We start from the raw sequence: 24,982 nt of genomic DNA, 5'->3' as shown, positions 1-24,982 counted from the left end.
GGCGGGGAGTAACCCCGCGCTCGTTTCCCACCCGAGGAGGGACGGTTCATGGCGGACGTTGCGGCGCACATCACGGGCACGGTGTGGAAGATTGAGGTGAAGGTCGGCGACAAGGTGGATGCCGGCCATACGCTCGTCATCCTCGAGTCCATGAAGATGGAGATGCCGGTGGAGGCCGAGTCGGGCGGCACCGTGAAGGAGATCCGCTGCAAGGAGTCGCAGCCGGTCAACGAGGGCGACGTCCTCGTGGTGCTCGAGTAGCCACGGGCTTCACCCGAGGGGACGGGAGCGGCGCGACGGATGGAGCCCACGCTGGAGGTGGAGGATCGCGAGGGCGGTGTCCGGGTGCTCACCGTCTCCAACCCGTCGCGGCGCAACGCGCTCAACGACGCGTTGCTGGCCCGGCTGGACGCCGCGCTGGAGCCGGCCGCCCACGTGCGCGCGCTCCTGGTGCGCGGCCAGGGCGGGCACTTCTGCGCGGGCTATGACTTGACGCACCTGGGGCCGCCGGGCGCGGACGGGCGGCTGCCGGATGACCCGCTGGTGGCGTGCCTGCTGAAGCTGGAGCGGCACTCGGCGCCGTCGGTGGCGCTGGTGCAGGGCGGCGCGGTGGGCGCGGGCTTCGACCTGGCGGCCTCGTGCGACTTCCGCGTGGGCGCCGCGGACGCGTTCTTCCTCATGCCTCCGGCGCGGCTGGGCATCGTGTACTCGCCGGAGGGGCTGGCGCGGGCGGTGCGGCTGGTGGGGCTGTCGCGCGCGAAGCAACTGTTCCTCACCGCGCGCCGGCTGCCGGCGGCGGAGGCGCTCGCGTGGGGCCTCCTGGACGAGTGCCCCGAGGACGCGGAAGGGCGCGCGCTGGCGCTGTGCGCGACGCTGGCCGCGGGGGCGCCCAGGGCGGTGTCGGGGATGAAGGCGGCGTTCGGGCTGCTGGCGCGCTCCGGGCTGTCCCCGGAGGACGTCGCGCACCTGCGTCAGGTGCGCGGCGAGGCCTTTGGCAGCGAGGACGCGAAGGAGGGGCGCGCGTCCTTCTTGGAGAAGCGCGCGCCCCGTTTCACTGGCCGCTAGGTGTCGCCGAACAGCTCGCCCATGCGCAGCTGGAGCGCGGAGGCGATCTTGTAGAGCGACGAGATGGACGCGGAGGACTCCGCGCGCTCAATCTGGGACAGCAGGGACACGGACAGGCCAGTGCGGCGGGCCAGCTGCTTGAGCGTGAGCTCCTGCGTCTTGCGCGCGTCGCGGATGGTGCGGCCGATGGCGCGGTGCAGGTCCGCTTCCGGGTCCTGGGACAGGCCCTTCTTCTGCAGCGCGTTGCGCACGGCGGCCGTGAACTGCTCCGGCTCCATGGGCTTCTTCACGTAGTCGGACGCCTGCGCCTTGAGCGACGCGACGGCCGTGTCCACGGTGGGGTACGCCGTGGCCACGATGACCGCGATGTCCGTGTCGTACTTGCGGATCAGCTCCAGCACTTCGGTGCCGGACATCTGCGGCATCATCATGTCGAGGATGACGAGGTGGAAGTCGGAGCCACGGAGGATGTCCACCGTCTGCGTGGGGTCCGTCGTGGTGATGACCTCGTAGCCTTCACGGGTCAGCACCAGCTTGAGGTAGTCGCAGTTGTCCTGCTCGTCATCAACTACCAGGATGCGAATCTGCACAGCGTCTCCTCGCTGCAGGGTTGAGGGAAGTGCTGCGGGGGGTTACTGGCCAGTCTGGGTGGCTGAGGGATTTTCCGCGGGATCAGTTGCGGCAGCTCCATCGCCCTGCTGGCTGTTCTGCCTCAGCATTTCGATGACCTTGTCTCGCTTCGGATAGCCTTCCGGCGTCAGGGCGAGGAACTGCTCGTAGTGATACTCGGTCTTCTTGAAGTTCTTGAGCTTGGCGTACACCACCCCCGTGATCAGGTGGCACTCAGGAATCTTGGGGGCCAGCAGCAGGCAGTCCTTGGCGATCTCCAGGGCGGCGTTCGGCTCCCCCGCCTTGTTCAGGCTGAGGACCTTGGCCTGAATCGCACCGATGTTGTTCTTCACGTCCGCCGGCTTCATGCCACGCATGTACTCGGACGTGGCGTGGGGGGCCGCGCCCGGCGCATCCGCCGCCGCGGCGGCGCGCTGCGCGTTCTCGGCCTGCTGCTTCAACGTCGCGTAGCGGCCGGAGAAGGCGACGGTGTTCGTCGGGAAGCCCTTGAGGGCGTTGAGCGCGTCGTTGGGCTGGCCGCCCTGGAGCGCCGCCTCGGACGCGTCCAGCTGCTTCTTGGCCTTGTCCTCGGTCTCCAGCTTCCGCTGCAGGTCCTTGGCCTTCGCGGCCGGATAGGCCTTCACCTGCTGCAGCGAGGTCAGCGCCGCGCGGGCCTTGTCGAGGTCCGCGGCTGTGAGCGCGCTGTCGAACTCCTGCTCCAGCGCCTTCGTGTCGACTGCGGCGGGGGGCGGCTCCGGCGCCTTCTCCGGCGGCGCGGGCGGATTCGCGGCCACGGTTTCCGGCGCCTTGGCCTCCGGGGTCTTCGTCTCCGGGGGCGGCGGCGGCGGATCCGCGGCGACCACGGGAGGCGTGGTGTCCGGCGGCTTGGGCAGCAGGTCCTGGCCCTTCACCACGAAGAGCGCCGCGCCCGCGCCAATGGACACGAACGCGATGACCGCGGCCACCCACATCTTCTTGGACCCGGAGCGCTCCTGCGCGGCGATGTCCTCCGCCAGCGAGCCCGGCCCCACGAAGCGCAGCTTCACGTGGCCCATCTCGATGATGTCGCCGTGCGCCAGCGTCGCCTGGGCGTAGCTCTCACCGTTGACCGTCAGCCCGTTGGCGGACTGCATGTCGATGACGCGCCACTCGCCCGTCTCCTCGCGCACGACCTTCGCGTGCGTGCGTGACAGCGAGCGGTGGTCCAGGGCCACGTCGTTCTCCGACGTGCGGCCGATCCGCAGCTCCGTGCGGTTGCAGTCGAACTCCTGGCCCTTGAACTCGTTGGGGGCGAGCACCAGCAGCCGGGGCTGCTCGTCCTCCGGCACGCGCTCCACGCGCCGGGGCCGGTCCGCCTCCATCTGGTCCATGCGGATGATGGACGTGGCGTTGCGGCGGGCGTCCGCGGACACGGGCGTGTGGTCGTGCTCGTCGCCGGAGTCCTCGTCGTCCTCCGCCTCGTCCTCGCCATCCACCATGGTGTCGCGCGGCGGAGGACCGCTGTCGACGTCGTCATCCTCCTCGGGCTCCGGTTCCGGCCGGCGGGAGGCGGGCACTTTGGCGGTGATGGCGCCAGTGGGGGCAGCGGCGTTGGCCCCGCCCTCGACCTGCAGCGCCAGATCGTAGTCGCCGATCTGGATGAGGTCGCCCTCCTTGAGAGGGAGCTGGCCTGCGACGCGTTCGCCGTTGATCCGGGTGCCGTTGTAGCTCCCCAGGTCTTCGAGCACGACGTGCCCATTGAGGCGCACGAGCCGGGCGTGTCGACGTGACACGTTCCGCTCGGTCAGGCGGATGGTGTTGCCCTCCTGACGGCCAATGGTGATTTCGTCGCGCACGAAGGGAACAACGGTCTTGCGCCCCTCGTCGTCTTCGATGATGAGCTTCAGCACGGGTCCGGTCCGAGTACAGCTATAGCAGAATGCCCTTTACCGAGACAAGCCATGTATCCCCCGAGAACAACAGGGTTTTTCGCCCATCCCAGGGTGAGGGAGGCACTGTTGTCCATCGGTCGATTGGCCGGAAAGGGCAGGGAGCGCAGGATACCGGGGCTCACGATAGCGCTGATCGCGGCGCAGGCCATTCTGTACACGTTCGTGGCGTCCGGAGGGCCGCCCGGCGTGGACGCGTTGATCCACTGGGGCGCCAAGTCGGGCCCCCTGGTGACGGATGCGGGGCAGGGCTGGCGGCTCCTGACGGCCAACCTCCTGCACCGTGACGCCCTGCACCTGGGCCTCAACCTGCTGGTGTTCGCGGGGGTGGGCACCGCGGTGGAGCGGGCGTGCCGGTGGTGGGACTTCGTGGCGCTGCTCGTCGTGACGGGGCTCGCGACGATGGCGGGCTCGCTCTGGTGGTCGCCGACGGTGAGTGTGGGCGCTTCGGGGTGGGTGTTTGGATGTGTGGGCGCGCTGCTGATGCTGGGGCGGCGCGCGCGCAGCGGGCCGGGGGCGCGCTTCCGCTGGTTCTCCGGGGAGAACGCCCTGCCCACGGTGCTCGTCTTCCTGTGGCTCGGCTGGACGAGCGTGGGCGTGGACAACGCGGGGCACCTGGGCGGGCTGCTGGCGGGGCTGCTCGTGGGCGTCCTCCCGAGGTCTCGGGCGTGGGGGCCGGGGCTCGCGCGGGCGGCGGCGCTGGTGGGCCTCGCGGTGCTGGGGGCGGCGGTGGTGGTGGCGGAGCGGTCGCAATGGCGGGTGGAGCGCGACGACGCCTTCGGGGTGTCGGTGTCGCTGCCGGACGGGTGGCACCGCGAGGAGGACGGCCAGGGCCGGCGGGCCTTCTCCAACGGGCTGAAGGGGCTGGGACGGGCCACGCTCACGGCGGAGGCCATCGAGGCGGGGGAGCCCGGGGACGGCTCCGCGCAGGCCCGGCACTTCCTGGACGAATCCCTGGTGCCGGGCAGGGCGGGGCCGGAGGGGCGCGCGGTGTCCGTGGGGAGCGTGGAGCCCGCGCCGCTGGGAGGGCGGCCCGCGCAGCGGATCCGCGCGGAGCTGGACGGAGCCGGAGGGCGGACGCACCTGGTGGCGTGGTTCGTGCCGCGAGGTGAGTGGGTGTACCGGCTCGTCTTCACCTGGCCCACGGCCTATCCGGCGTATGCGCGGGTGGTGGAGCGGATGACGGCGGACGTGCGCTTCGACGAGCCCGCGAGCCTGCGGGTCGCCCGGGCCCGGGCGCTGCTGGTGCCGGGCGTGGCGGGGCCGCTGCGGGAGCTGGGCCATGCCCTGCGTCGCTGGGGGCTGCCGGCGGACGCGGTGGAGCCCCTGGTGTCCGCGGTGGTGCTGGGGCCGACGCAGGTCGACACGCGCGTGGAGCTGGCCCGCGCGTACTTTGAATCCGGACAGGTGGACGCGGGGTGTCACGCGGCGGCGGAGGCCCGGGTGTACGGGCCCTCCGACACGGGCGCGCTGGAGGCCGGCGTGCGCTGCGCGCTGGCGCGAGGGGACACCGCGGATGCCCTGCTGCGCCTGGAGGAGGCCCGGCGCGTGGACCCCCGGGACGCGCGGCTGCGCGCGGCCGAGGGGGCCTTGAAGGCGGCGGTCGAGGCGCGAGGGCCGTAGCCGGACGGGCGGCGTTCAGCGCTCGCCGAACGGGCGCACCGCGAGCCCCACGCCCAGCATTCCCTCGTCGCGCCGGAAGAGGCCCGCGTCGTGGAGCACCCCCGCGGCCGTGAGCCGCACGAACACCGGCGCGTCGTTGACCGCGAGGACCACGTGCTCCAGCGCGACCTCGCCCCGCGCCCGGAACCAGGCGCCGCCGTCGAAGCCGAAGCTCCATCCCGCGAGCCCCGTCGCGCGCAGCGCCCACCTCCCATTGCGCGTCTCCCATCCCGCATCGAGCAGCAGGGACGTGAAGGGGGACACCTCGTTGCGCGTGCCGTCCGGTGCGCGCCGCAGCGCATGGCTCGCGGCGGGGCCCACGGCCAGCCAGCCCCACTCCGTGTTCGTGCGGAGCGGATCCAGCAAGAGCCCCACGCGGCCCGTCTCCAACGTCCAGCCCGCGCCCTCCCACGTCCGCCGCTCCAGGTGCGCCGCGCGCACGGCGAGGGCCACGTCGAACGGGAAGGGGATGCGCCGGGGCCGGCCGATGGACACGAGGATCGCGCCTTCCTCCACGTGCCTGCGCAGCAGACCGTCATACGCGGTGAAGGTCAGTCCCGGGTGCTCACCGCCCCATGCCTCCGTCAGGAGCAGCCGGTGCGAATCGAACCAGCGCGAGTCCGCCTTGCTGCCGCTCGAGCGCGCCGAGCGGAAGAGGAACCCCGTGCGCATGACGAGGGCCTCCTCGCCGTCCTGCACGCGCAGTTGGGTGCCCAGCACCCAGCCGGTGCCGGGATCGAAGCAGGTGGGGAACGTCTCCCCGGCGTCCGTCCGGCCCTGGCAGGACCTGCCGGGCACGGTGCCCAGGAGCAATGCCAGCGCGAGCGCCACCATCCCGGACCTAGCCCTTCTCCGGCGCGGACGCCGGCGCGGATCTTCTCGCCGGGGCCCACATCGAGAAGCGCAGGCCCGCCTGCGCGGACCACTCCCAGCCCGCGGGCACGTTCGCCACGTCGTCGCGCCACGCTCCGCGTCCGTCCAGCGTCACGCTGATGGGCTGGTCGTTGACGGCCAGGATGATGACCTCGTAGCCCGCGCGCAGCCGCAGCCGCTCCGGACGCAGGGGGCGGCCCTCCACGGCTTGCGCGAACAGCACCTTCTGGGCCTCCGCGCCGAAGCGCACGTGGTGGAAGCCGTCGCGGTCCAGCGTGAGGTCCCCCTCCAGCGCCGCCGCGGGAACGAGCGTGTAGAAGGCGTGCGTCACGTCGCGCTCCAAGGCGGGGCCGGCGCGCAGTCGCACGTAGGACACGAGGTCGCTCGAGTGCCACAGGTCCAGCGTCACGTCCGTCGCGGCCACGGAGAGGAAGTCCGCGCGCACGCCCTCGCGGCGCACCTGTTCGCCATGGAGCACCTCCATCCAGAAGCCCGGGTTGGCGTAGATGTCCAGGCGCCGGGGACGGCCGTAGAAGGTCGTCACCCGGAAGAGCGGCGCGTCGTTCTGGCTGCGGACGTCGTAGCGCAGGAGGGTGGCCTCGTAGGAGGCCGCGTCGCCCAGGTACAGCTCCGTCTCTAGCAGCGTCATCCGGTGCAGCCGGTTCGAGTCCCCCGGCCACTCCAGGTCCACGCCGAAGTCCACCCGCACGCGCTCGTCCAGGCGGTCCGGTTCACGCAGCCAGCGCGGTGCCCAGGCCCCGCCCACGTAGACGCGCCGGTGCAGGTCGAAGTTGTACTGGAGCACCCGCCCGCGCTCGTCGCGGTACCAGCCCGGCGGCGCCTCCGCGAGGGCGGGCACCAGGCGGTACTCGCGCGCCGTCCGCGGGGGCATCAGGTTCGGAACGCACCCGTCCACCCGCTGCAAGGGCTGGTCGCTCTCATGGCCCTCGGAGTCCAGCTCGTACGCGGGCGACACCAGGCACTCCTTCTTCGCGTCATCGCAGCGGGCGCGCCATGCGCCAGAAGGAATGGCGGGCGTGGGCGGCAGGGCGAGGCACCGCACCTGCCCGTCGTAGGGCTGATGGGGAGACGACGCGTCCGGGACGGGCATCTGGATGGCCCACGGCTCCGGCACCGGGGGCGGTCCAGGCGTCTGTTCCGGTGCTGCCTCCGTTGGTGCTTCCGGCCCCGCCGTCTCCGGCATCGCCACCTGCCCCAGCAGGAGGGCACATCCCAGGGTCACCGCTGAAACCAGCATCACGGCTCCTCGTCGAGCGGCCTTCCGCGCTCCGGCCACGCGGTCAGGCGCGTCGACGGGGCGCCACTACAAGGCCCGTGCCCCTGGCAGGGGCACGAGCTTTCGCGGACTTGCCCGGGCGGTTGTGCAGGCGCCTGCACAGCCCCTGTGCACGCTGCTGGCGCGAGAACGACGCACGCCCCTCCAGGTCGGTCGACCGGCGGGGGGCGCGGGGGTATAAGCGCCCCGGCCCCATGGGGTGCACGGTGGCCCGTCCCGGACGACGAAGGAGCACGCGCGCGTGGCAAGCGACGGCGAAAAGAACCCGCAGGGGGAATCCACCTTCACCCAGGCCATCCTCGGTGAGGACACCCTGACGTCTTCATGGGCGAAGCGGTGGCTGGCCCTGTCCTTCAGCGCGCGCGTGGTCCTGGCGACCGCGGGCTTCGCGGCGCTGCTCTTCGTGCCCTACCTGGGCGCGGTCGGCCTGTGGGACCCCTGGGAGACCCACTACGGCGAAGTGGGCCGGCAGATGATCCAGCGCGGCGACTACGTCTATCCCTTCTGGGAGAACGCGTGGTTCTTCTCCAAGCCGCCGCTCACCATGTGGATGCAGGCGCTGGGGATGAACATCGTCGGCGCGCTCAAGGGCGACGCCGCCATGGGGCTCTACACGGAGTGGGGCATGCGCATGCCCTTCGCCATCCTGAGCATCACCGCGGTGGCGCTCCTGTCGCTGGCGGTGGCGCGGGTGGTGAACATGCGCGCGGGCCTGGCCACCGGCTTCGTGCTGGCCACCATGCCGCTGTACTTCCTGCTCACCCGGCAGACCGTCACCGACACGCCCTTCGTCACCACCTTCGTGTGCGCCATGGCGTGCGCGCTCATCGGGCAGTTGGATGACACCACGAAGCACCGCGCCGGCTGGTGGTACGGGTTCTATGTCTTCGCGGGCCTGGCCACGCTGGCCAAGGGCCTGCTGGGCGTGGGCCTTCCCGCGGTCATCCTGGTGCTGTACGCGGCCGCCGCCGTCATCCCGTGGACCCGCGAGAGCCTGGAGGCGCACCTGCGCTGGCTGACCAGCGGCGAGGTCCGCGCCCAGGTGCGCGCGGGCACGCGGAGCATGCCCGTGCTGTGGGCGCAGATGTACCGGATGAAGCTGGGCACGGGCATCCTCGTGTTCGCGGCGGTGGCGGTGCCCTGGTACCTGACGCTGTGCCTCTTCGACGGCGTGGACGACGAGGGCAAGCTGTTCTGGTACCGCTTCTTCATCCACGACCACCTGAACCGCCTCACCGCGGGCGTGCACACCACCACGCCGGGCGGGTCGTTCACCTACTTCATCGAGCAGGGCGGCTTCGCCATCTTCCCGTGGGTGGCCCTGCTGCCCGGCGCGTTCGCGGTCGTGTCGCGGCTCAAGCTGCGCTCGCGCGACAAGGCGGATCACCTGGCGCTCATCGCCGTGCTGTGGGTGGCGTTCGCGTTCTATCTGCTCGCCTCCAGCGCCACGAAGTTCCACCACTACGTGTTCCCCATCCTGCCGGGCCTGGCCATCCTCATCGCGCTGTTCGTGGACCGGCTGTGGAGGGACGGCATCTCCGAGCACTCGGTGAGCCTCATCTTCGGCCTGGTGCTGTTCATCCTGGTGGGCAAGGACCTGGCGGAGAACCCCAAGGACTTCACCGACCTGTTCGTCTACAACTACGACCGGCCGTACCCGCAGGAGCTGGTCACCCGGCCCATCGCGTTCTTCTCCTCGCGCCCGCTGTGGATGGGCGACCTGGTGACGCTGGTGCTCCTGGCCTTCGGCGTGTACCTGGCCTTCGACGCGTTCTCCCCCAGGCAGAAGCAGGAGCGTCCGGCCGCCGGGCGCGCCGTCGCGCTGGGGCTGCTGCTCACCGGCGGGGCCACGCTGGCCGCGGTGGCATCGCAGGGGCAGGTGTCCGCGATGGGGCTGTGGGGCGTGGCGCTGCTGGCCGTCGCGGGCTTCCTCATCTGGCAGGCGTCGCGGCCGGAGGAGGCGCCGGGGCGCACGGTGTTGCAGACGGTGGGCTTCGGCCTGGCGCTGGTGGGCGTGGCGCTGGCGGTGCGCGGCTTCAAGGGCCCGGCCGCGTCGGATGCGCTGTTCAAGGCGCTGTCCGGCACCATCAACGTGAAGGTGGCCATGGGCTTCGCGTTCGGCGTGGCCGGCGTGCTGGCGGCGGTGGCCGCGCTGCAGCGCTCCCGCGTGCTGCTGTTCACCACCTTCTGGGGGCTGGCCGCGGCGTTCGCGCTCTGGTTCAACTGGAACCACTGGGTGGACCTGTCCCACCACTGGACGCAGCGCGACCTGTTCTGGCGCTACTACGCCCAGCGCAAGCCGGGCGAGCCCATCGCCGCGTACATGATGAACTGGCGCGGAGAGACGTTCTACTCGCGCAACACGGTGGAGCAGTTCCGCGCCAACGACGCCAACACGCGCATGCGCCAGTACGTGTCGCGGCCCGGCCGTGAGTGGGCGCTGGTGGAGCACAACCGCGTGAACCTGCTGCGCAGCGCGGTGGGCGCCGACAAGACCGTCACCCTCATCGACCGCGACATCAACAACAAGTTCGTCCTGGTGACCATCGAGTGAGCATCTTCGTTCCTCCCCCTCGCGTGGAGCCCTCCGTGGAAGGAGGCCTGCGCGTGCGCGGGCTGGCGAAGCGCTTCGGTGAGCGCATCGCCGTGGAGGACCTCACCTTCGACGTGCGGCCCGGTGAGGTGTTTGGCCTCCTGGGCCCCAACGGCGCGGGCAAGACGACGACGGTGCGCATGCTGACGGGGCTGCTCCGCCCTTCCTCGGGGGACGCGGAGGTGTGGGGCCACTCCGTCACGCGCGACGGCGAGTCGCTGCGCAAGGTGGTGGGCCTGCTCACCGAGCAGCCCGGGCTCTACGACCGGCTCACCGCGCGGGAGAACCTGCGCTTCTTCATCAAGCTGCACGAACTGGACGAGTCCACCGCGTGGCCCCGCGCGAAGCATTACCTCGACCGCTTCGGGCTGGGCGGCCGCGAGGACGACCCGTGCGGCGGCTTCAGCAAGGGCATGCGCCAGAAGCTGGCCATCGTGCGCACGCTGGTGCACGACCCGCGCGTCATCTTCCTGGATGAGCCCACCAGCGGCCTGGACCCGGAGTCCGCGCGCACCGTGCGCGACGCGGTGGCGGAGCTGGCCTCCGAGGGGCGCACCATCGTCCTGTGCTCGCACAACCTGGCGGAGGTGGAGCGGCTGTGCGAGCGCGTGGCCGTGGTGCGCCGCCGCCTGCTCGCGCTGGGACCGGTGCGTGAGTTGCGCCGCGCGGGACAGGCGCTGGACGTGCGCGTGGGGGGCGACGCGCTGGGCTTCCTCCCCGCGCTGGCGACGCTGCCCTTCACGCCCAACGTGCTGGTGGAGGGCGGCCGCCTGCGGGTGATGCTGGCGGACGAGGCGCAGGCGCCGGACGTGGTGGCGTGCCTGGTGGGGGCGGGCGCGCGCGTGCACAGCGTGGTGCCCGCGCAGCGGCCGCTGGAAGAGGTGTACCTGGATCTGCTGCGGGAAGAGGGGACGTGAGCATGGCCTTCCGGCCGCGACGCGCGTTGGCGGTGTTCTGGAAGGACCTGCTGGACCTGCGCAAGAACGTGGGCCTGCTCGTGTCCATGGCGGTGCTGCCGCTGGTGATGGTGGCGGTGCCCATCGGCGTGGTGTGGACGTACGTGCGGCAGCCGGACCACGCGGACCTGCGCACCGTGGCGCTCTTCTACGACCCCACGCTGCCGTTGGGCGCGAGCGCGGCGCGCTTCCTCATCGACAAGTCACTCACCGACTGGTTCGGCATGTTCCTGGTGATGCCCGTCTTCATCCCCATCCTCGTCGCGTCCCAGAGCGTGGCGGGGGAGAAGGAGCGCCGCACGCTGGAGCCGCTGCTCGCGTCGCCCGTGTCCGCGGCGGAGCTGGTGGCGGGCAAGTGCCTGGCCGCGCTGGTGCCCGCGGTGGTGCTGACCTGGGGCGCCTTCGTGCTGTTCTGCATCGGCGTGGACTGGGTGGCGTGGCCGCTGGTGGGCGCGCCGCTGATGCCGGACGCGCTGTGGGGCTTTGGCGTGTTCGTGCTCGCGCCGCTGTTCGCCTTCTTCGGCAACGGCGTCGCGGTGCTGATTTCCGCCCGGGTGAGCGAGGCGCGCATGGCGCAGCAGCTGTCCGCGCTGGTGGTGCTGCCGCTGGTGGGGCTGGTGGGCGGCCAGGTGGCCGGCGTGCTCAAGGCGGGCCTGGGGTACTACGCCATCCAGGGCGCCGTGGTGCTGGTGCTGGACTTCGTCCTGCTGGTGGCCAGCATCCGGCTCCTGGACCGGGAACGTCTGGTCAGCCGCTGGGGTTGAGTCACTGGCGGGTTGGAGAGTGGACTGCCAGGGGGCCGGCCGGACGGGCAGGCGCCCGTGAAGCTGGTATGTTCCCAGCGGAATGCCGGGGGAAAGCGCGGAGGCGCTTTCGCGCCGGTGGCCCCGTATTTAGGGGATGGGGTTACGGAAGCTTTTGAAGACCTGCCGCCCACGCGGCCACGGAGGCGCTGAAACAGACATGGGGATCTTCGACAGCATCAAGGGCGAGGCGCAGCGGAACTTCATCGCCCGCGCGGACAGCGCGAAGGGTGAAATCGTCTACAAGTACCCGGAGAAGAACGTCCGGATGAAGACGCAGCTCACCGTGGACGCGGATGAGGTGGCGCTGTTCGTCAAGGACGGCAAGGTGGAGGGGAAGCTGGGGCCCGGCCGCCACACGCTGGACACCAACAACATCCCGTTCCTGTCGCGCCTGCTGGAGGGCTTCACCGGCGGCAACATGTTCATGGCGGAGATCTTCTTCGTCTCCAACCGTGAGCACACGGGCGTGAAGTTCGGCGGCCCCATTGGGGACGTGCGCGACCCGGAGACGGGCCTGGGCATCGGCACCATGGTGTACGGCGACTTCTCCATCCGCGTGACGGAGCCGGAGAAGCTGGTGGTGGGCCTGGTCGGCATGGGCCGCGCCTCCAACGAGGAGTTCCTGGGCTGGTTCAAGGGCCAGGTCCTCAAGGTGACGCGCGACCGCACCGCCGAGCTGCTGGTCAAGAAGAAGTGGCCGCTCCTGGACGTGACGAGTGGCGCCTACGTGGAGGAGATGGAGCAGGAGATCCTCGCCGGCCTGAAGCCGCACGTGGACTCCTACGGCCTCACCATCGTCCGCATGGGCAACTTCGTCGTCAGCATCAAGCCCGAGGACGAGGTCACCCTGAAGAAGCTGTCCAAGGACGTGGCGTACTCGCGGCTGGCGGGCGGCTTCCAGCAGTACGCCCAGGGCCAGGCGATGCTCGGCGCGTCCGAGGGCATGGCCAAGGGCGGCGGCGGAAGTGACGGCGCCATGCAGGGCATGGGCATGGGCATGGGGTTCGGCATGGCGCAGATGTTCGCCAACCAGCAGAACCAGCAGCAGCAGCGCCCCGCGGAGCCCGCGCAGGCGGCCGCCCCGGCGGACACGCGCAGCCCGGCGCAGCGGCTCAAGGAGCTCAAGGAGCTGAAGGACGCCGGCGTGCTCACCGACGAGGAGTACAACGCCAAGCGCGCGGAGCTGATGAAGCTGCTGTAGTGCCGCCGCGGTCTTGAGCGGTCGTGAGGGCCCTGTCTCCGTGTGGAGGCGGGGCCTTCGCGCGTTTCAGGGGGTGGGCGTGCCGGGCACGGCGCGGCGCAGGTGTTCGTGCAGCGTCTCCGCGCGCAGGTAGAGGAACTGCACGTCGCCGAAGGCCAGCGTGGCTCCGTCGTGGAGCATCACCTGGGCCTTGAAGGCCAGGGGCGCGCCGTTGATGAAGGTGCCGTTCATGGACTGCGCGTCGCGCACGGCGAAGTCCCCGGCGGCCGCGTTCCAGCGCAGGGTGGCGTGGTGCTGGGACACGGAGGGCTCCAGCACCATGAGGTCGCACGTGTCGGTGCGGCCCACGGTGAACTCCTCGCCGTCCTGGTTCGGCTGGAGGAAGTGGACCTCCAGGTTGTCGAAGTCTCGCAGCATGGCGAGCAGTCGCTCCTCCATGCGCGAGCGGTGCGCCATCCCCACCGTGCGCATGCCCACCATGCCCGGGGAGACCACGGCCTTGAAGGCGGCGTCCACGGGCTGCTGGATGAGCGCGATTGCGCCGGACGCGGACCGGAAGGACTCCAGCGAGGCACCTGCGAAGGGGCGGAGCTGTTTCACGGACACCATGCTTCGGACCCTACGTGCAAGTGGTGGGGACGGGAAGGGGCCTAGGAGGCCAGCGGCGTGGCCCCGGCGCGGGGCATCTGGGGCACGGACGTGGGCGCGGGTCCCGGCGGTGTGGGCGGTGGGGCGGGCGTGTCGTCCAGCCGGCGCAGGTCCAGCTTCATGGGCACCTGCAGCGTGGTGCTCAGCCGCAGCAGCAGCACGTCGGGCGCCAGGCCATTCTCACCAATGGCCTGCGTCAGCTCGCGCGCGGAGGGCGCGGTGCCGCGCGCCCAGAGCTCCTTGAGGAACGTGCCCGCCTCCGGGGCGTGCCACCACGCCGGGCCGAAGCGCGCCTTCAGCTGCCCCTGGAGCTGGCCCGCGAGGAACCACGCCCGGAAGCTGTCCGCGGACTGGTAGAAGTCCTCCTGGTCCACGAGGTAGCGCGCCACGTCGTCCTCGGTCATGGGCATGGCGCCGGTGCGCGCCATCAGCGCGCGGTACAGCTCGCGCGGGTCCACGTCCGTGCGGCGGTGCAGCTCCAGCTGGTACAGCAGCCGGCCCGCCGCGTGGCGGATGAGGTACAGCTTGTGCGCGCTGGAGGTCGCCAGGTACTGGGCGCGCTTGTCCGCGTCCCCCAGCACGCCCGCGTTCTCCTCCAGCCACACCGGGTCCTCCAGCAGGTCCTCGAAGAGCGCCGAGTACGCCTCGCCCACGGTGGGGTTGCCCAGCCGAGCAAGCTCGAAGCGGGGCTCCTGGGTGAAGGCCGTGTGCAGCAGGTGTCCCACCTCATGCAGCACGCGGCCCTGGTGCAGCACGCCCGTGCCGGGCTTGAAGGACAGCCGCACGTCGGACGGCACCTTCACCGCCAGGGCCAGCGGGCGCGGGTTCTTCTGCGGCAGGTCGCGCGCGTCCACCTTCACGTTGGGCAGCGCGTTCAGGTCGATGCCCATCCCCGCCACGGTGGCCTGCGCCTTCGCCAGCGACTCGCCCCTGGCGAACGCGTCCTCCACCTCGCGCGAGCGGAACAGGCGCGGGATGTCCGCGCGCGTGATCTGCGCGAAGGGCAGCCCCAGCTCGCGCTGGGAGAGCCGCTCCATCACCAGGCGGTACGGCTCCTGGGTGGCCTGGAGGACCTCCTCCGCCAGCTGCGCCAGCCGCTCCAGGTCCGCCTGCCGGAGCTCACTGCCGAAGGCCTCGTAGGACTCGAAGCCCATCTGCTTCACCAGCTCGTTGGTGCGCGCCTCGCGGCGCAGCAGCGTCTGGTTCAGGCGGGTGAGCGCGGGCGTGGCCGCCGCGTAGAGCGCCTTGCGCTTGAGGGCGCTCTTCTCGTTGGCGAGCAGCCGCTCCAGGTCGTGGTAGCGCACCTCGCGCCCGTCCACGTTCAGCTTGAGCGACGCCTCCAGGTTGGCGGAGGCGTCGTTGTGCTCGGCCAGCTCGCGCGCCAGGAACTCGCCGGCGAAGTGGCCGTGGAGCGCGGTGAGGGCGCGCAGCTCGCGCGGGTCCTTCGTCAGGTGCCGGAGCTGGTCGATGCGGCGCAGGTTCTCCAGGCTGAAGAGCGCCTGCTTGCCGCTGTAGGTGGCGGCGATGTCCACCGCCTTGCCCTCGGTCCAGTAGTCCCAGACGAGCCGGTGCTGCTCCTCCAGGAGGAGGGCGGCCTCCCTGGACAGGGCGTTCACCTCTCCGGTCAGCAGTTCTTCCTCGCTGGGAGGGGGGACCACCACCGGGGGCGGCGCCTTGTGACAGGCGCTCAGCAAACACATGGTGGCGGCGAGGAGGGACGGAATCCTTGGGGACATGGGCCGCCCATGTTACTTCCGACCCGCCGATGCCCAACGTAAACCCATGGCGGGCGGCCCGAGGACGCCAGGGCCTCTACTCCGCCCTGCGTCAGTTCTTCGCCGGCCAGGGCTACCTGGAAGTGGAGACGCCGCTGCTCGTGCCCACCCCCGGCATGGAGCCGTACATCTCCGCCTTCGAGACGCCCTTCGTCCCGGAGACGGACGTGGGGAAGGCCCGCACGCTCTACCTGCACACCAGCCCCGAGTACGCGATGAAGCGCCTGCTCGCGCAGGGAGCAGGGCCGCTGTTCCAGATTTGCAAGGTCTTCCGCAACGGCGAGGTCTCCCAGACGCACAACCCGGAGTTCACGCTGCTGGAGTTCTACCGGCCGAACGCCGACTACCACGCCATCATGGACGACCTGGAGGGCGCGCTGGCGGCGGCGGGCCGGGCGGCGGCGGACGCGAAGGAGGGTGACCCCGGCGCGGACCCTGCGTTCTTCACGCGCACACCCTACGAGCGGGTGACGGTGCGGGACGCGGTGCTGCGGGCCACGGGCGTGGACATCCACGCGCACCCGGACGGCGCGTCGCTCAAGCGCGCGGCGGACGCCATCGGCGTGCACACCGGGAGCTCGACGTCCTTCGACGACGTCTTCTTCCACCTCTTCCTGGAGAAGGTGGAGCGGGGGCTGGGCCACGAGCGGCCCACCTTCCTGATTGAATACCCCGCGTCCATGGCGGCCCTGTCCCGGCTGAAGCCCGGCGACGCCCGCGTGGCGGAGCGGGTGGAGCTGTACGCGAAGGGGCTGGAGCTGGCGAACGGCTTCTCTGAATTGACGGACGCGGTGGAGCAGCGCGCGCGGCTGGTGGAGGAGCAGGAGCTGCGCCGCAAGCTGGGCCGCGCCGTGTATCCCCTGGACGAGCGCTTCCTGGAGGCGGTGGGCCGCATGCCGCCGTCCGCGGGCATCGCGGTGGGGCTCGACCGAATCCTGATGCTGCTGCTCGGGGTCCAGCGCATCGAGGACGTCCTCCTGTTCCCCGCGCACGGGTTCGTCTGATGCTCAAGGTGCTCCAGACGGTGTTCTCCGGTACGGCCACGGTGGGCCTCACGGGCGCTGCCGCCGCGACGGTGACGGTGCTGTCGGAACTCAACCAGCACCCCGCGGCGGACAAGGTGCTGCGCGCGTGGGCCGTCTCGGGGCTGGCGTCCGCGGGGGTGCGGCACGAGGCCTTCGGCGTGGAGAACGTCCCGCGCGAGGGCAACGTCGTCTTCGTGAGCAACCACCAGTCGCACTTCGACGCGCTGGTGAACTTCGCGCACATCGACAAGCACACGCGCTACGTCGCGAAGGCGGAGCTCTTCAAGGTGCCCGTCTTCGGCCGGGCCATGCGCGTGGCGGGCAACATCCCCGTGCAGCGCACGGGCGGCGCGGACGACCGCGCCCGGCTCCAGGAGGCCGTGACGGCGCTGCGCGAGCGCGTCAGCGTGCTGTTCTACGCGGAGGGCACCCGCAGCCCGGATGGTGAGCTGCGCCCCTTCAAGAAGGGCGCCGCCACGCTGGCCATCCAGGCGCAGGTCCCCGTGGTGCCCATGGCCGTCTCCGGAACGCGGCTCATCCTCCCCAAGGGTGGCCGGGCCATCCAGTGGGGACAGCGGGTCGCCTTGGTGGTGGGCAGGCCGGTGCCCACCGAAGGGCTGACGTTGAATGACCGGGATTCCCTCACGCGCCGCCTGGAAGAGGCGGTGGCCGCGCTGTACGCCGAGGCGCGCCAGCGCTCGGGAGACATGCCATGAAGAAGAGCCCCCAGACCACGTCGCAGGCCCACCCCTGGCACGGCATCGCGCCCGGACCGGAGGCGCCTGAAGTCGTCACCGCGTACATCGAGATCGTCCCCACGGACGCGGTGAAGTACGAGATGGACAAGGAGTCCGGCATCCTGATGCTGGACCGCCCCCAGCGCTTCAGCAGCCAGTGCCCGTCGCTCTACGGCTTCATCCCGCGCACGTACTGCGGCGAGCAGGTGGCGAAGCGCTGCGCGGAGCGCACCGGCCTCAAGGACATCCACGGCGACGGGGACCCCATCGACATCTGCGTGCTGACGGAGAAGGTCGTCTCCAACGGCAACCTGCTGGTGCACGCGGTGCCCGTGGGCGGCTTCCGGATGGTCGACGGCAACGAGGCCGACGACAAGATCATCGCGGTGCTGGAGTCGGACCTCGTGTACGGCGAGCTCCAGTACATCGCGCAGCTGCCGCGCCCGCTGCTGGACCGCCTGAAGCACTACTTCCTCACCTACAAGCAGATTCCGGGCGAGGGAAAGCGCAGCGTCGAAATCGCCGAGGTCTACGACCGGCCGGAGGCCCTGGAGGTCATCCGCCGCAGCATGCGCGACTACGACAAGCTGTTCGTGGAGCCGGACGCGAAGCCCGCCCGGAAGGCCGCGCCCTCGGCCCGCCGCAAGGCCCCCGAGGCCAGGGCCTCGGCCAAGGGCCCCTCGGGCCGTGGCAACCGGGGCGGGAAGTAACCGCTTCCTGGAGTCCGTCACGCGCGGAGCAGGGCAGGGGCCCCGGCGGGCCCCTCGTCCACGCGGGGTGATGCGGGCCCGCTACGAGCGGCGGGCGCGCTTGGGCGCGGAGGTGGCGGAGCGCTTGCCCCGGGCCGGAGCGGCGGCCTTGCGCGCCGGCTTGGCCTTGGCGGCGGAGGCCTTCTTCGAGACCTTCTGGGTGGCCTTCTTCGCCGCGGTCTTCACGCGGGCGGCGGCCTTCTTGGCCACGGCCTTCACCTTCGACATGGCCTTCTTCGCCGGAGCCGCGGCCCGGCGCACGGAGGCCTTCTTGCCCTCGGCCCTGGACGGCTTCGCGGCGGGGCCGGGGACGACGGTGCCCCGCGCGGGGAGCTGATCCACCAGCTTCCTGGGCGCGATGGCGCGGTAGCTCTCGTCGATCCACGCCTTGATGACGGGCACCGGCACCTGCGAGGCGTCCTCGAAGTGGGCGGTCACCCAGCCGCTCTTTCCCAGGCCGTACTCGGTGGGCTCGGTGAAGGGCAGCGTGAGGGCCGCGTCCTTGGAGTCGGGCAGCTTGGCGGAGAGGTTCAGCTTCTCGCCGTCCACGGTCATGAAGAGGAAGGTCTTGTCATTGACCTTCATCGCCCGGTGGCCCCAGGGAAAGTCCTCGTGGGCGCCGGGATAGCTCATCGCATGTTCGCGCAGTACGGCTTCGACCTTCTGCGTCTCGTTCTCTGCGGGCATGGGCACCTGGCTTCGTTGTGTGTCGCGACAGCTTAACCGCACCTGTCGCATCCAGCGTATTCCGCAATGTGTCGGTTGCAGGAGGAATGCGGGTGACGGGCCACCCGTGGTTTCCCGCAGTCATCGCCCCCTGGGCCCTAGGTACGAGGTGGGGTGCGCGCATAGTCTTTGGGTCAACGATAAGGAGTCGCTGCCCGATGCCCCAGTCGCTGCTCGCCACGGATGGCTACAAGTTCAGCATGGCGGAGGCCGGCTGGCCCCTGCGGAAGGAAACGTTCTACTACTCGCACCGCAAGGGCGGGCCCCAGGTGATGCCGCTGGACCTGGAGGCGTGGGTGAAGGGCCTGCTGCCGGAGCCGAAGCCGGAGGACTACGCGTTCCTCGCCCGGCACGACTACGAGATGGGCGTGGGCTTCAAGGCGGCCATCCTGCGCAAGGCCCAGCTGTCCGTGCGCGCGGTTCCGCGGGGCGCGGTGTTCCTGCCGCGCGAGCCCGTCCTCACGCTCACGGGCCCGTCCGCGCTGGTGTCCTGGCTGGAGCCGCTGCTGCTCCAGCTCAACTACCGCGTGCAGGTGGCCACGCAGGCGCTGCAGGACCGCGAGGCCCTGGCCCGCACGCTGGCCACGGTGTCGTGCGAGGAGGAGAAGCGCATCGCCCTGGAGACGCTGGACCAGGTGGGCGTGAAGGCCGTGTCCATCCAGGTGGACACGGAGGGCTACCTGCGCCGCGTGCGGGCCCAGGTGAAGGAGCTGGTGGACGTGGTCGGGGACCCCTCGCGCATCTTCGAGGTGGGCCTGCGCGCGGCGACCTGCCTGGAGCAGCACGTGCTGGCCCTGCGCGCGTGCAAGGAGGCGGGCGTGCAGCGCACGAGCAACGTGGAGGGCGCCCGGGCGCTGGACATGATTCCCGTGGGCACGATGGGCCACGAGCACGTGCAGCGCTACGGCTCCGACGACGCGGCCTACCGCGCGATGCACGAGCGCCGGCCGCAGCGCTCCAGCTACCTCTTGGACACCTTCGACACGCTGACCTCGGGCATCCCGGCGGCGTTCAAGCTCATCTCGGAGGATCCGCAGGGTGGGGACTCCATCCGGTTCGACTCCGGGAACAAGAAGCTGCAGTACCTCTACGCGGTGACGCGCGCGCGGGACCTGGGCATCAAGCCGGTCATCATCCTGGAGGACGGCCTGGACGCGCAGATGACGCGCGAGTTCGAGGAGCTGCGCAAGCAGGTGGGCTGGGAGGCGACGACGCAGTTCTACGGCTACGGCGGCCACATCGTGGCGCGCACCATGTCCCATGTGCTGACGCGCGACCGGGTGTCGGCCATCTACAAGCTGTCGTGCTCGGGCGCGACGCCGGTGATGAAGTTCGGCAACGAGCTGGCCGAGGGCAAGCAGAGCATCCCGGGGACGCCCGTCATCTTCCGCCGCCGCACGGGGAGCGGGCCGCTGGGGCTGGTGGGGCAGGCGGGAGAGCCGACGCCCCAGGGCTACTTCCCGCTGATGGACTCGGCCCCGTCCGCGCCGTCGCTGGTGGGGGCCGAAGGCCTCACGGCGGAGGAGCAGCGCATCGGGTACACTTCCACCACGCAGGCGCTGGTGGAGTCCATCACCCGGCGCCACTTCCCGCAGGGCCGCTGACCTGAAAGGCGCGGCGGCTCCACGGGCCTCCCATCCAGAGGACGTCATGCCGCTGCCCCTTCCCCGGTTCCACGACGAAGCCCGCGTCGGTCAGCTCTACCTGGAGCGCGTGGCGGAGGTCTCCCAGGAGGCCTCCCGCTACGCCGCCGAGCACCGCGTGCGCCCCGCCCGCGAGGACTCCCTCCGCATCGCCGCGTTCGGCATCGACGCGCAGGTGGCCTTCTGCACGCCGGGCGCGAGCCTCTTCGTCCCGGGCGCGGTGGAGGACACGCAGCGCACGCTGCGCTGGCTGTACGCGCACCTGGACCGGCTGACGGGGCTGGTGTTCTCGCTGGACACGCACCGGGCCTTTCAAATCTTCCACCCGGCGTGGTGGAAGGACGCGGAGGGACATCCGCCCGCGCCCATGACGGTCATCACCGCGAAGGACGTGCGCGAGGGCCGCTGGCGGGCGACGCGCCATCCGGAGGAGAGCCTGGCGTACTGCGAGGGACTGGAGGCGAGCGGCCGGTACGTGCTGACCATCTGGCCGTACCACGCGCTGCTGGGCGGGCAGAGTCACGCGCTGGTGCCCGCGATGTACGAGGCGAGCCTCTTCCACGCGCTGGTGCGCGACACGCCCACGCACTTCGAACTGAAGGGCGAGCACCCGCTCACGGAGAACTACTCCGTGATGTCGCCGGAGGTGACGGAGGTGAAGGGCCAGCGCGTGGGCGGGTTCAACACGCGGCTGATGGAGCACCTGCTGTCGTTCGACCGCGTGTATGTCTTCGGGCAGGCCAGCTCGCACTGCGTGCTGTCCACGCTGAGGGATTTGCAGCAGTCCCTGGAGCGCACGGAGCCGTCGAAGCTCCAGCGCTTCTACATCCTGGAGGACGCGATGAGCCCCGTGCCCGCGCCTCCGTTGGAGCCGCTGCCCGCGGCGCTGGACTTCCCGCGCGTGGCGAAGGAGGCGCTGGAGGGCTTCCGCGCCGCCGGGATGCGCGTGGTGCGGACGACGGATCCGATCGCGCCGTAGCTACCGGCCCAGGTGCGCGAGCGCCCACTTCGTGGTGGCCTCGCGCAGCGTCTCCCGGGCGGTGGCGCCGGGGCGGGCCTGGGCGCTCAGCTCCACCACCTCGCGGAAGAGGGACAGCTCCGGTTTGTTGTCCCGCTGCACCACGCCCGCGAAGAGCACCACTTGCGTCCCTTGCGCTTGCGCCAGCCTCGCGAGCGCCACGGGGCCCTTGCCCATGGACGTCTGCCGGTCGAAGCGCCCCTCGCCCGTGAGCACCAGGTCCGCGAGCAGCACGCGCCTGTCCAGCCCCAACGCCCGCGCCACCAGGACGTACCCGGAGGTGAGCTTGCCGCCCCCGAGCGCCGCGAGCCCGTAGCCCAGGCCTCCCGCCGCGCCCGCGCCGGGGAGGTTCGCGGTGCCCTCGTCCACGATGCGGCAGAACGTGGCCAGCGCCGCCTCCAGCTCCTCCACCGCCGCCGCGTCCGCGCCCTTCTGCGGGCCGAAGAGCCGCGCGGCGCCGTCGCTGCCCAGCAGGGGCGTCGTCACGTCCGTGGCGATGAGCAGCTCCACCTGCTCCAGGCGCGGGTGCTTGCCGCTCGCATCCACGCGCGCGAGCCTGGCGAGGCTCGCTCCACCGGGCGGCAGCGGCGCGCCCTCCGCGTCCAGGAAGCGGAAGCCCAGCGCCTCCAGCGCGCCCTTGCCGCCATCCGTGGTGGCGCTGCCGCCCAGGCCGACGATGAGCCGCTCGCAGCCCGAGTCCAGCGCCGCGCGCATCAGCTCGCCGGTGCCGTGGGTGCACGCGGCGCGCGCGTCCCGCTGCTCCGGAGCCACCAGCGCGATGCCCGAGGCCTGCGCCATCTCCACCACCGCCGTGCGCCCGTCGTCCAGCCGCGCCCAGCAGGCCTCCACCGGCGCGCCCAGGGGACCGCGCACCGTGAGCCGCTGCCGCTCGCCCTTCGAGCCCGCGAGCAATGCGTCCAGCGTGCCCGGCCCCCCGTCCGCGAGCGGCGCCACGTCCAGCACCACGTCCAGCGAGGCCTGCCGCAGCCCCTCCGCCATGGCGTCCGCGGCCTCGGCCGCGGTCATGGTGCCCTTGAACTCCTGGGGCGCGAGCAACCAACGGGGGGGAATCATGCGCGAGCACCCACGGTCTTGGTCCGCACGGACACAGGAAGCTTCCGGTGGGCGCTCCGCCACCGCGTCTGCAGCAGGGACTTCATCGTTCCTCCCGGGCCGGGGCGGTACTGACCCCCGCATACCATTCCAGGAGGGGGCGTGGCCCCTGCAGAGAGGGCATCACTCGCTGTGAAATCCGCTCCAGCCGCAGGAGCAGTCGGGACACCTCTTCGGCCGGCTGCCGCGCGGGGCCCTGGATGCGCTGGCAGAAGAACGTGCGGCACCCGAATGGCCGGTCCGCGTACACGGTGCAGCGCAGGCCGTTCGCGTCCAGGTAGGGGCAGCCGCCGTCGGCGCGGGGAGGGGGGAGCGGCTTGCTGCGCTTGAGCAGCTCCCACTCCGGGAGCCACAGCCAGGGCTGACGCTTCGTGACGGCCAGCTGGCAGCACTCACCGCTCGCCGGGCACGAGTACGGGGCATAGGCCTCGTCCGCCTGACGGTAGACGGTGCGCGTCTCCTGGAGGGCGCGCTCCAACGCCCGCGTCCCCGACGCGGGCGCCTCGTCGTCTGCGTCGTCCCAATCCTGGCGTGCCATGCTGAACCGTTCCCGCACGTCGGGGGCCGGTGGATGGACCCCATGGATGGGTCCCACCCTAACTCACAGCATGCGCAGGACGAAACATTTGAGGTAGCGCGTCTCACGCAGGTTGAGGAGGACGGGGTGGTCGCGGCCGGCGCCCCGGCGCTCGATGATCTGCACCCGGCGCTTCGCGTCCGCGGCGGCGGAGGCGAGCATCTCCTCGAAGGCCTGTTCGTCCACGTGGTACGTGCAGCTCGCGGTCACCAGGATGCCGCCGGGGCGCAACAGCTGGAAGGCGCGCAGGTTCAGCTCCTTGTAGCCGCGCACCGCCGCCGGAATGGCGTCCTTGTTCTTCGCGAAGGAGGGCGGATCCAACACGATGGTGTCGTAGCGCTTGCCCTCGTCCACCGCGTCGCGCAGGAAGTCGAACGCGTTGGCCGTCACGACGTCCAGGTTGGTGAGCTTGTTGGCCTGGGCGTTGTCGCGCAGCTGCGCGGAGGCCGCGTCCGAAATCTCCACCGCGGTGACGTGCTTCGCGCGCGTGGCCAGCTGGAGCGCGAACCCACCCACGTAGCTGAAGCAGTCCAGCGCCTCGCCGAAGGCGTACTGCGCCGCCATCACGTGGTTCTCGCGCTGGTCCAGGAACGCGCCCGTCTTCTGGCCCTCCAGCAGGTCCGCGCGCACGCGCACCATGCCCTCGTCGAAGGCCACCGGGCCCGGCGGCAGCGCGCCGCGCAAGAGGCCCTTCTCCGGCGTGAGGCCCTCCAGGTGGCGCACGCTCACGTCGGAGCGGTTGACGATGCCCTTCGGGTGGAACTGCTCCTCCAGCAGGTCCGCGATGAGCGCCTTGCGCTGCTCCATGGCGGGGACCAGGAACTGCACGCTCAAGTAGTCGCCGTAGCGGTCCACCACCAGCCCGGGCAGGCCGTCCGCCTCGCCGTGCACCAGCCGGTACGTCGTCTCGCCGGGGAGCGCGAGCTTGCGCAGGGCCTCGGCGGACTGGAGGCGCTGGCGGAAGAAGTCCGCGTCCACCGGGACGTCGTCGTTGGTGAGCCAGCGCAGGGAGATTTTCGACTGCTTCGAATAGAAGGCCTTGCCCAGGAACCAGCCGCGGCCGTCCACCACGCGCACGACCTCACCGCCCTGGAGGCCGGGGTCGCCGTTGAGGTCCGCCCGGTAGATCCACGGCGGGCCCGCGAGCCAGCGGTCGGAGCCGCGGCGCAGGAGCATCACCTGGGGCGTGCCGTCCGGGCCCAGCTCCGGCGACGTGCGGTCCGCGCGGGGCTTCTCGGGGCGCATGCCGTGCTTCTCCGGACGCGGGCCGGGCTTGCCGCCGCGGCCGGGGGGAGGGGCGCCGGGCCGGCCGGAGCGAGGAGGGGAGGAGGGCTTCATCGGAGGCGTCTCGGAGGGAAAGAGGCGGGGACGACGGCGCGGCGTATACTCGCAACCCGCGTGAGTTACGAGTTGGTCCTTCAGGCGCGGACCCAAGGCGCCCCTTTCGACATGGCTCGGGTGGACGCCCTCCTGGCGGCACGCCCGGGGACCACCCGTCCGGACGGCGTGCGGGAGTGGGACCTGGGCGTGGGCTCCATCGAGGTCCTGCCCCTGCGCGACGGCAAGCAGGTGGTGGGCGCGGAGCTGCGCGTGCCGCTCGTGGACGGCGAGGACCTCATCCGCGAGGCCCTCACGGAGGCGGCGGGCCTGGCCCACAAGGCCCAGCTCCGGCTGTTCGACCCGCAGCTGGGGGAGGTCCTCACGGGCTCCGCCACGGAGCGGGTGGTCGAGCAGTACCTGCGCACGGAGCACTACCGGCGCACCGCGAAGCCCATGGAGCTCACCCCCGGCCTGGAAGAGGCGATGGACCGCGCGGAGCGGGTGGACATGGGCTTGCCGGCCGAGCGCATGTCGCTGGGCTCGCGAGCGGTGCTCTTCGCCGTGGCCGGCTTCGCGATCCTCTTCTTCGTGATGCGCTTCCTGATGGCACAGCTGCGCGGGGAGTAGGCCGGGGAGGGACCTGACCTGTGGGGTGGCGGGG

The 24,982-nt window shown here is 71.3% G+C and carries 23 protein-coding genes; 13 read left to right on the top strand and 10 right to left on the bottom strand.

The window, feature by feature from the left end; translation table 11 throughout:
• The first annotated feature begins 48 nt into the window (after positions 1 to 48).
• Together KYK13_RS29505 and KYK13_RS29500 are read left to right on the top strand one after the other, a co-directional pair.
• A complete protein-coding gene (locus KYK13_RS29505; protein WP_223636381.1) occupies positions 49 to 261 on the top strand; it encodes a biotin/lipoyl-binding carrier protein in 213 nt (70 codons plus the stop codon).
• A 39-nt stretch (positions 262 to 300) separates the two neighbouring features.
• Entirely contained in the window at positions 301 to 1,065 is a 765-nt protein-coding gene (locus KYK13_RS29500) for an enoyl-CoA hydratase/isomerase family protein (RefSeq protein WP_223636377.1), read from the top strand.
• Here KYK13_RS29500 and KYK13_RS29495 read toward each other — a convergent pair.
• Together KYK13_RS29495 and KYK13_RS29490 are read right to left on the bottom strand one after the other, a co-directional pair.
• Positions 1,062 to 1,655, bottom strand: coding sequence for a response regulator (locus KYK13_RS29495; protein ID WP_223636374.1), 594 nt, complete (start codon positions 1,653 to 1,655; stop codon positions 1,062 to 1,064). The two genes, KYK13_RS29500 and KYK13_RS29495, sit on opposite strands and share 4 nt — an antisense overlap.
• 42 nt (positions 1,656 to 1,697) lie before the next feature.
• Positions 1,698 to 3,563, bottom strand: coding sequence for an FHA domain-containing protein (locus KYK13_RS29490; protein ID WP_223636371.1), 1,866 nt, complete (start codon positions 3,561 to 3,563; stop codon positions 1,698 to 1,700).
• Positions 3,564 to 3,671: 108 nt separating this feature from the next.
• Between KYK13_RS29490 and KYK13_RS29485 the strand changes: the two genes are divergently transcribed.
• A complete protein-coding gene (locus tag KYK13_RS29485) occupies positions 3,672 to 5,225 on the top strand; it encodes a rhomboid family intramembrane serine protease (RefSeq protein ID WP_370645188.1) in 1,554 nt (517 codons plus the stop codon).
• Between the two features lie 15 nt (positions 5,226 to 5,240).
• On the opposite strand, the gene KYK13_RS29480 is transcribed toward KYK13_RS29485, so the two are convergent.
• Together KYK13_RS29480 and KYK13_RS29475 are read right to left on the bottom strand one after the other, a co-directional pair.
• Positions 5,241 to 6,098 carry a hypothetical protein gene (locus KYK13_RS29480; RefSeq protein ID WP_223636366.1) on the bottom strand — a complete coding sequence of 286 codons (858 nt, stop codon included), beginning with the start codon at positions 6,096 to 6,098 and terminating at the stop codon, positions 5,241 to 5,243.
• Between the two features lie 7 nt (positions 6,099 to 6,105).
• A complete protein-coding gene (locus tag KYK13_RS29475; RefSeq protein ID WP_223646820.1) occupies positions 6,106 to 7,395 on the bottom strand; it encodes a hypothetical protein in 1,290 nt (429 codons plus the stop codon).
• 280 nt (positions 7,396 to 7,675) lie between these two features.
• Between KYK13_RS29475 and KYK13_RS29470 the strand changes: the two genes are divergently transcribed.
• The 4 genes from KYK13_RS29470 (at position 7,676) to KYK13_RS29455 (ending at position 12,990) form a co-directional block, all read left to right on the top strand.
• Positions 7,676 to 9,988, top strand: a complete 2,313-nt coding sequence (locus KYK13_RS29470) for a glycosyltransferase family 39 protein (protein ID WP_223636363.1) — start codon at positions 7,676 to 7,678, stop codon at positions 9,986 to 9,988.
• Positions 9,985 to 10,944 (top strand): ABC transporter ATP-binding protein, encoded by a 960-nt coding sequence (locus KYK13_RS29465; protein WP_223636361.1) that lies wholly within the window; start codon positions 9,985 to 9,987, stop codon positions 10,942 to 10,944. The genes KYK13_RS29470 and KYK13_RS29465 overlap by 4 nt, the downstream gene beginning before the upstream one ends.
• A 2-nt stretch (positions 10,945 to 10,946) precedes the next feature.
• A complete protein-coding gene (locus KYK13_RS29460; RefSeq protein ID WP_223646818.1) occupies positions 10,947 to 11,747 on the top strand; it encodes an ABC transporter permease subunit in 801 nt (266 codons plus the stop codon).
• 199 nt (positions 11,748 to 11,946) lie between these two features.
• Positions 11,947 to 12,990, top strand: coding sequence for an SPFH domain-containing protein (locus tag KYK13_RS29455; protein ID WP_223636358.1), 1,044 nt, complete (start codon positions 11,947 to 11,949; stop codon positions 12,988 to 12,990).
• A gap of 66 nt (positions 12,991 to 13,056) precedes the next feature.
• On the opposite strand, the gene KYK13_RS29450 is transcribed toward KYK13_RS29455, so the two are convergent.
• Positions 13,057 to 13,599 (bottom strand): FHA domain-containing protein, encoded by a 543-nt coding sequence (locus KYK13_RS29450; RefSeq protein ID WP_223636355.1) that lies wholly within the window; start codon positions 13,597 to 13,599, stop codon positions 13,057 to 13,059.
• Positions 13,600 to 13,640: 41 nt separating this feature from the next.
• The gene (locus KYK13_RS29445) at positions 13,641 to 15,374 is read right to left on the bottom strand and encodes a chromosome segregation protein SMC (RefSeq protein ID WP_223636352.1); all 1,734 of its coding nucleotides are present in this window, start codon (positions 15,372 to 15,374) and stop codon (positions 13,641 to 13,643) included.
• Between the two features lie 29 nt (positions 15,375 to 15,403).
• Between KYK13_RS29445 and epmA the strand changes: the two genes are divergently transcribed.
• From epmA to KYK13_RS29430, 3 genes are read left to right on the top strand one after another with little or no spacing between them, the layout of a single operon-like run.
• The gene (gene epmA / locus KYK13_RS29440) at positions 15,404 to 16,417 is read left to right on the top strand and encodes an EF-P lysine aminoacylase EpmA (protein ID WP_223636349.1); all 1,014 of its coding nucleotides are present in this window, start codon (positions 15,404 to 15,406) and stop codon (positions 16,415 to 16,417) included.
• Positions 16,417 to 17,154, top strand: coding sequence for a 1-acyl-sn-glycerol-3-phosphate acyltransferase (locus KYK13_RS29435; RefSeq protein WP_223636346.1), 738 nt, complete (start codon positions 16,417 to 16,419; stop codon positions 17,152 to 17,154). Before epmA ends, KYK13_RS29435 begins: the two co-directional genes overlap by 1 nt.
• The gene (locus KYK13_RS29430; RefSeq protein ID WP_223636343.1) at positions 17,151 to 17,885 is read left to right on the top strand and encodes an inorganic pyrophosphatase; all 735 of its coding nucleotides are present in this window, start codon (positions 17,151 to 17,153) and stop codon (positions 17,883 to 17,885) included. Before KYK13_RS29435 ends, KYK13_RS29430 begins: the two co-directional genes overlap by 4 nt.
• 81 nt (positions 17,886 to 17,966) lie before the next feature.
• On the opposite strand, the gene KYK13_RS29425 is transcribed toward KYK13_RS29430, so the two are convergent.
• Positions 17,967 to 18,611 (bottom strand): MmcQ/YjbR family DNA-binding protein, encoded by a 645-nt coding sequence (locus tag KYK13_RS29425; protein WP_223636340.1) that lies wholly within the window; start codon positions 18,609 to 18,611, stop codon positions 17,967 to 17,969.
• Positions 18,612 to 18,808: 197 nt separating this feature from the next.
• On the opposite strand from KYK13_RS29425, the gene KYK13_RS29420 reads away from it, so the two are divergent.
• Positions 18,809 to 20,254, top strand: coding sequence for a nicotinate phosphoribosyltransferase (locus tag KYK13_RS29420; protein ID WP_223636336.1), 1,446 nt, complete (start codon positions 18,809 to 18,811; stop codon positions 20,252 to 20,254).
• A gap of 46 nt (positions 20,255 to 20,300) precedes the next feature.
• A complete protein-coding gene (locus KYK13_RS29415; protein WP_223636333.1) occupies positions 20,301 to 21,272 on the top strand; it encodes a nicotinamidase in 972 nt (323 codons plus the stop codon).
• On the opposite strand, the gene KYK13_RS29410 is transcribed toward KYK13_RS29415, so the two are convergent.
• From KYK13_RS29410 to KYK13_RS29400, 3 genes are all read right to left on the bottom strand, one after another.
• The gene (locus tag KYK13_RS29410) at positions 21,273 to 22,385 is read right to left on the bottom strand and encodes a glycerate kinase (protein WP_223636330.1); all 1,113 of its coding nucleotides are present in this window, start codon (positions 22,383 to 22,385) and stop codon (positions 21,273 to 21,275) included. It lies immediately after the preceding gene.
• Positions 22,386 to 22,467: 82 nt separating this feature from the next.
• Positions 22,468 to 22,962 (bottom strand): YkgJ family cysteine cluster protein, encoded by a 495-nt coding sequence (locus KYK13_RS29405; RefSeq protein ID WP_223636327.1) that lies wholly within the window; start codon positions 22,960 to 22,962, stop codon positions 22,468 to 22,470.
• A gap of 63 nt (positions 22,963 to 23,025) precedes the next feature.
• Positions 23,026 to 24,339, bottom strand: a complete 1,314-nt coding sequence (locus KYK13_RS29400; protein WP_370645187.1) for a class I SAM-dependent rRNA methyltransferase — start codon at positions 24,337 to 24,339, stop codon at positions 23,026 to 23,028.
• Between the two features lie 111 nt (positions 24,340 to 24,450).
• Between KYK13_RS29400 and KYK13_RS29395 the strand changes: the two genes are divergently transcribed.
• Positions 24,451 to 24,948: a hypothetical protein gene (locus KYK13_RS29395; protein WP_223636322.1), complete on the top strand. Its 498-nt coding sequence runs from the start codon at positions 24,451 to 24,453 to the stop codon at positions 24,946 to 24,948.
• The last annotated feature ends 34 nt before the right edge of the window (positions 24,949 to 24,982 follow it).

The organism is Corallococcus sp. EGB (assembly GCF_019968905.1).
Lineage (GTDB): Bacteria > Myxococcota > Myxococcia > Myxococcales > Myxococcaceae > Corallococcus.
This window is presented reverse-complemented; position numbering and strand designations above follow the sequence as displayed.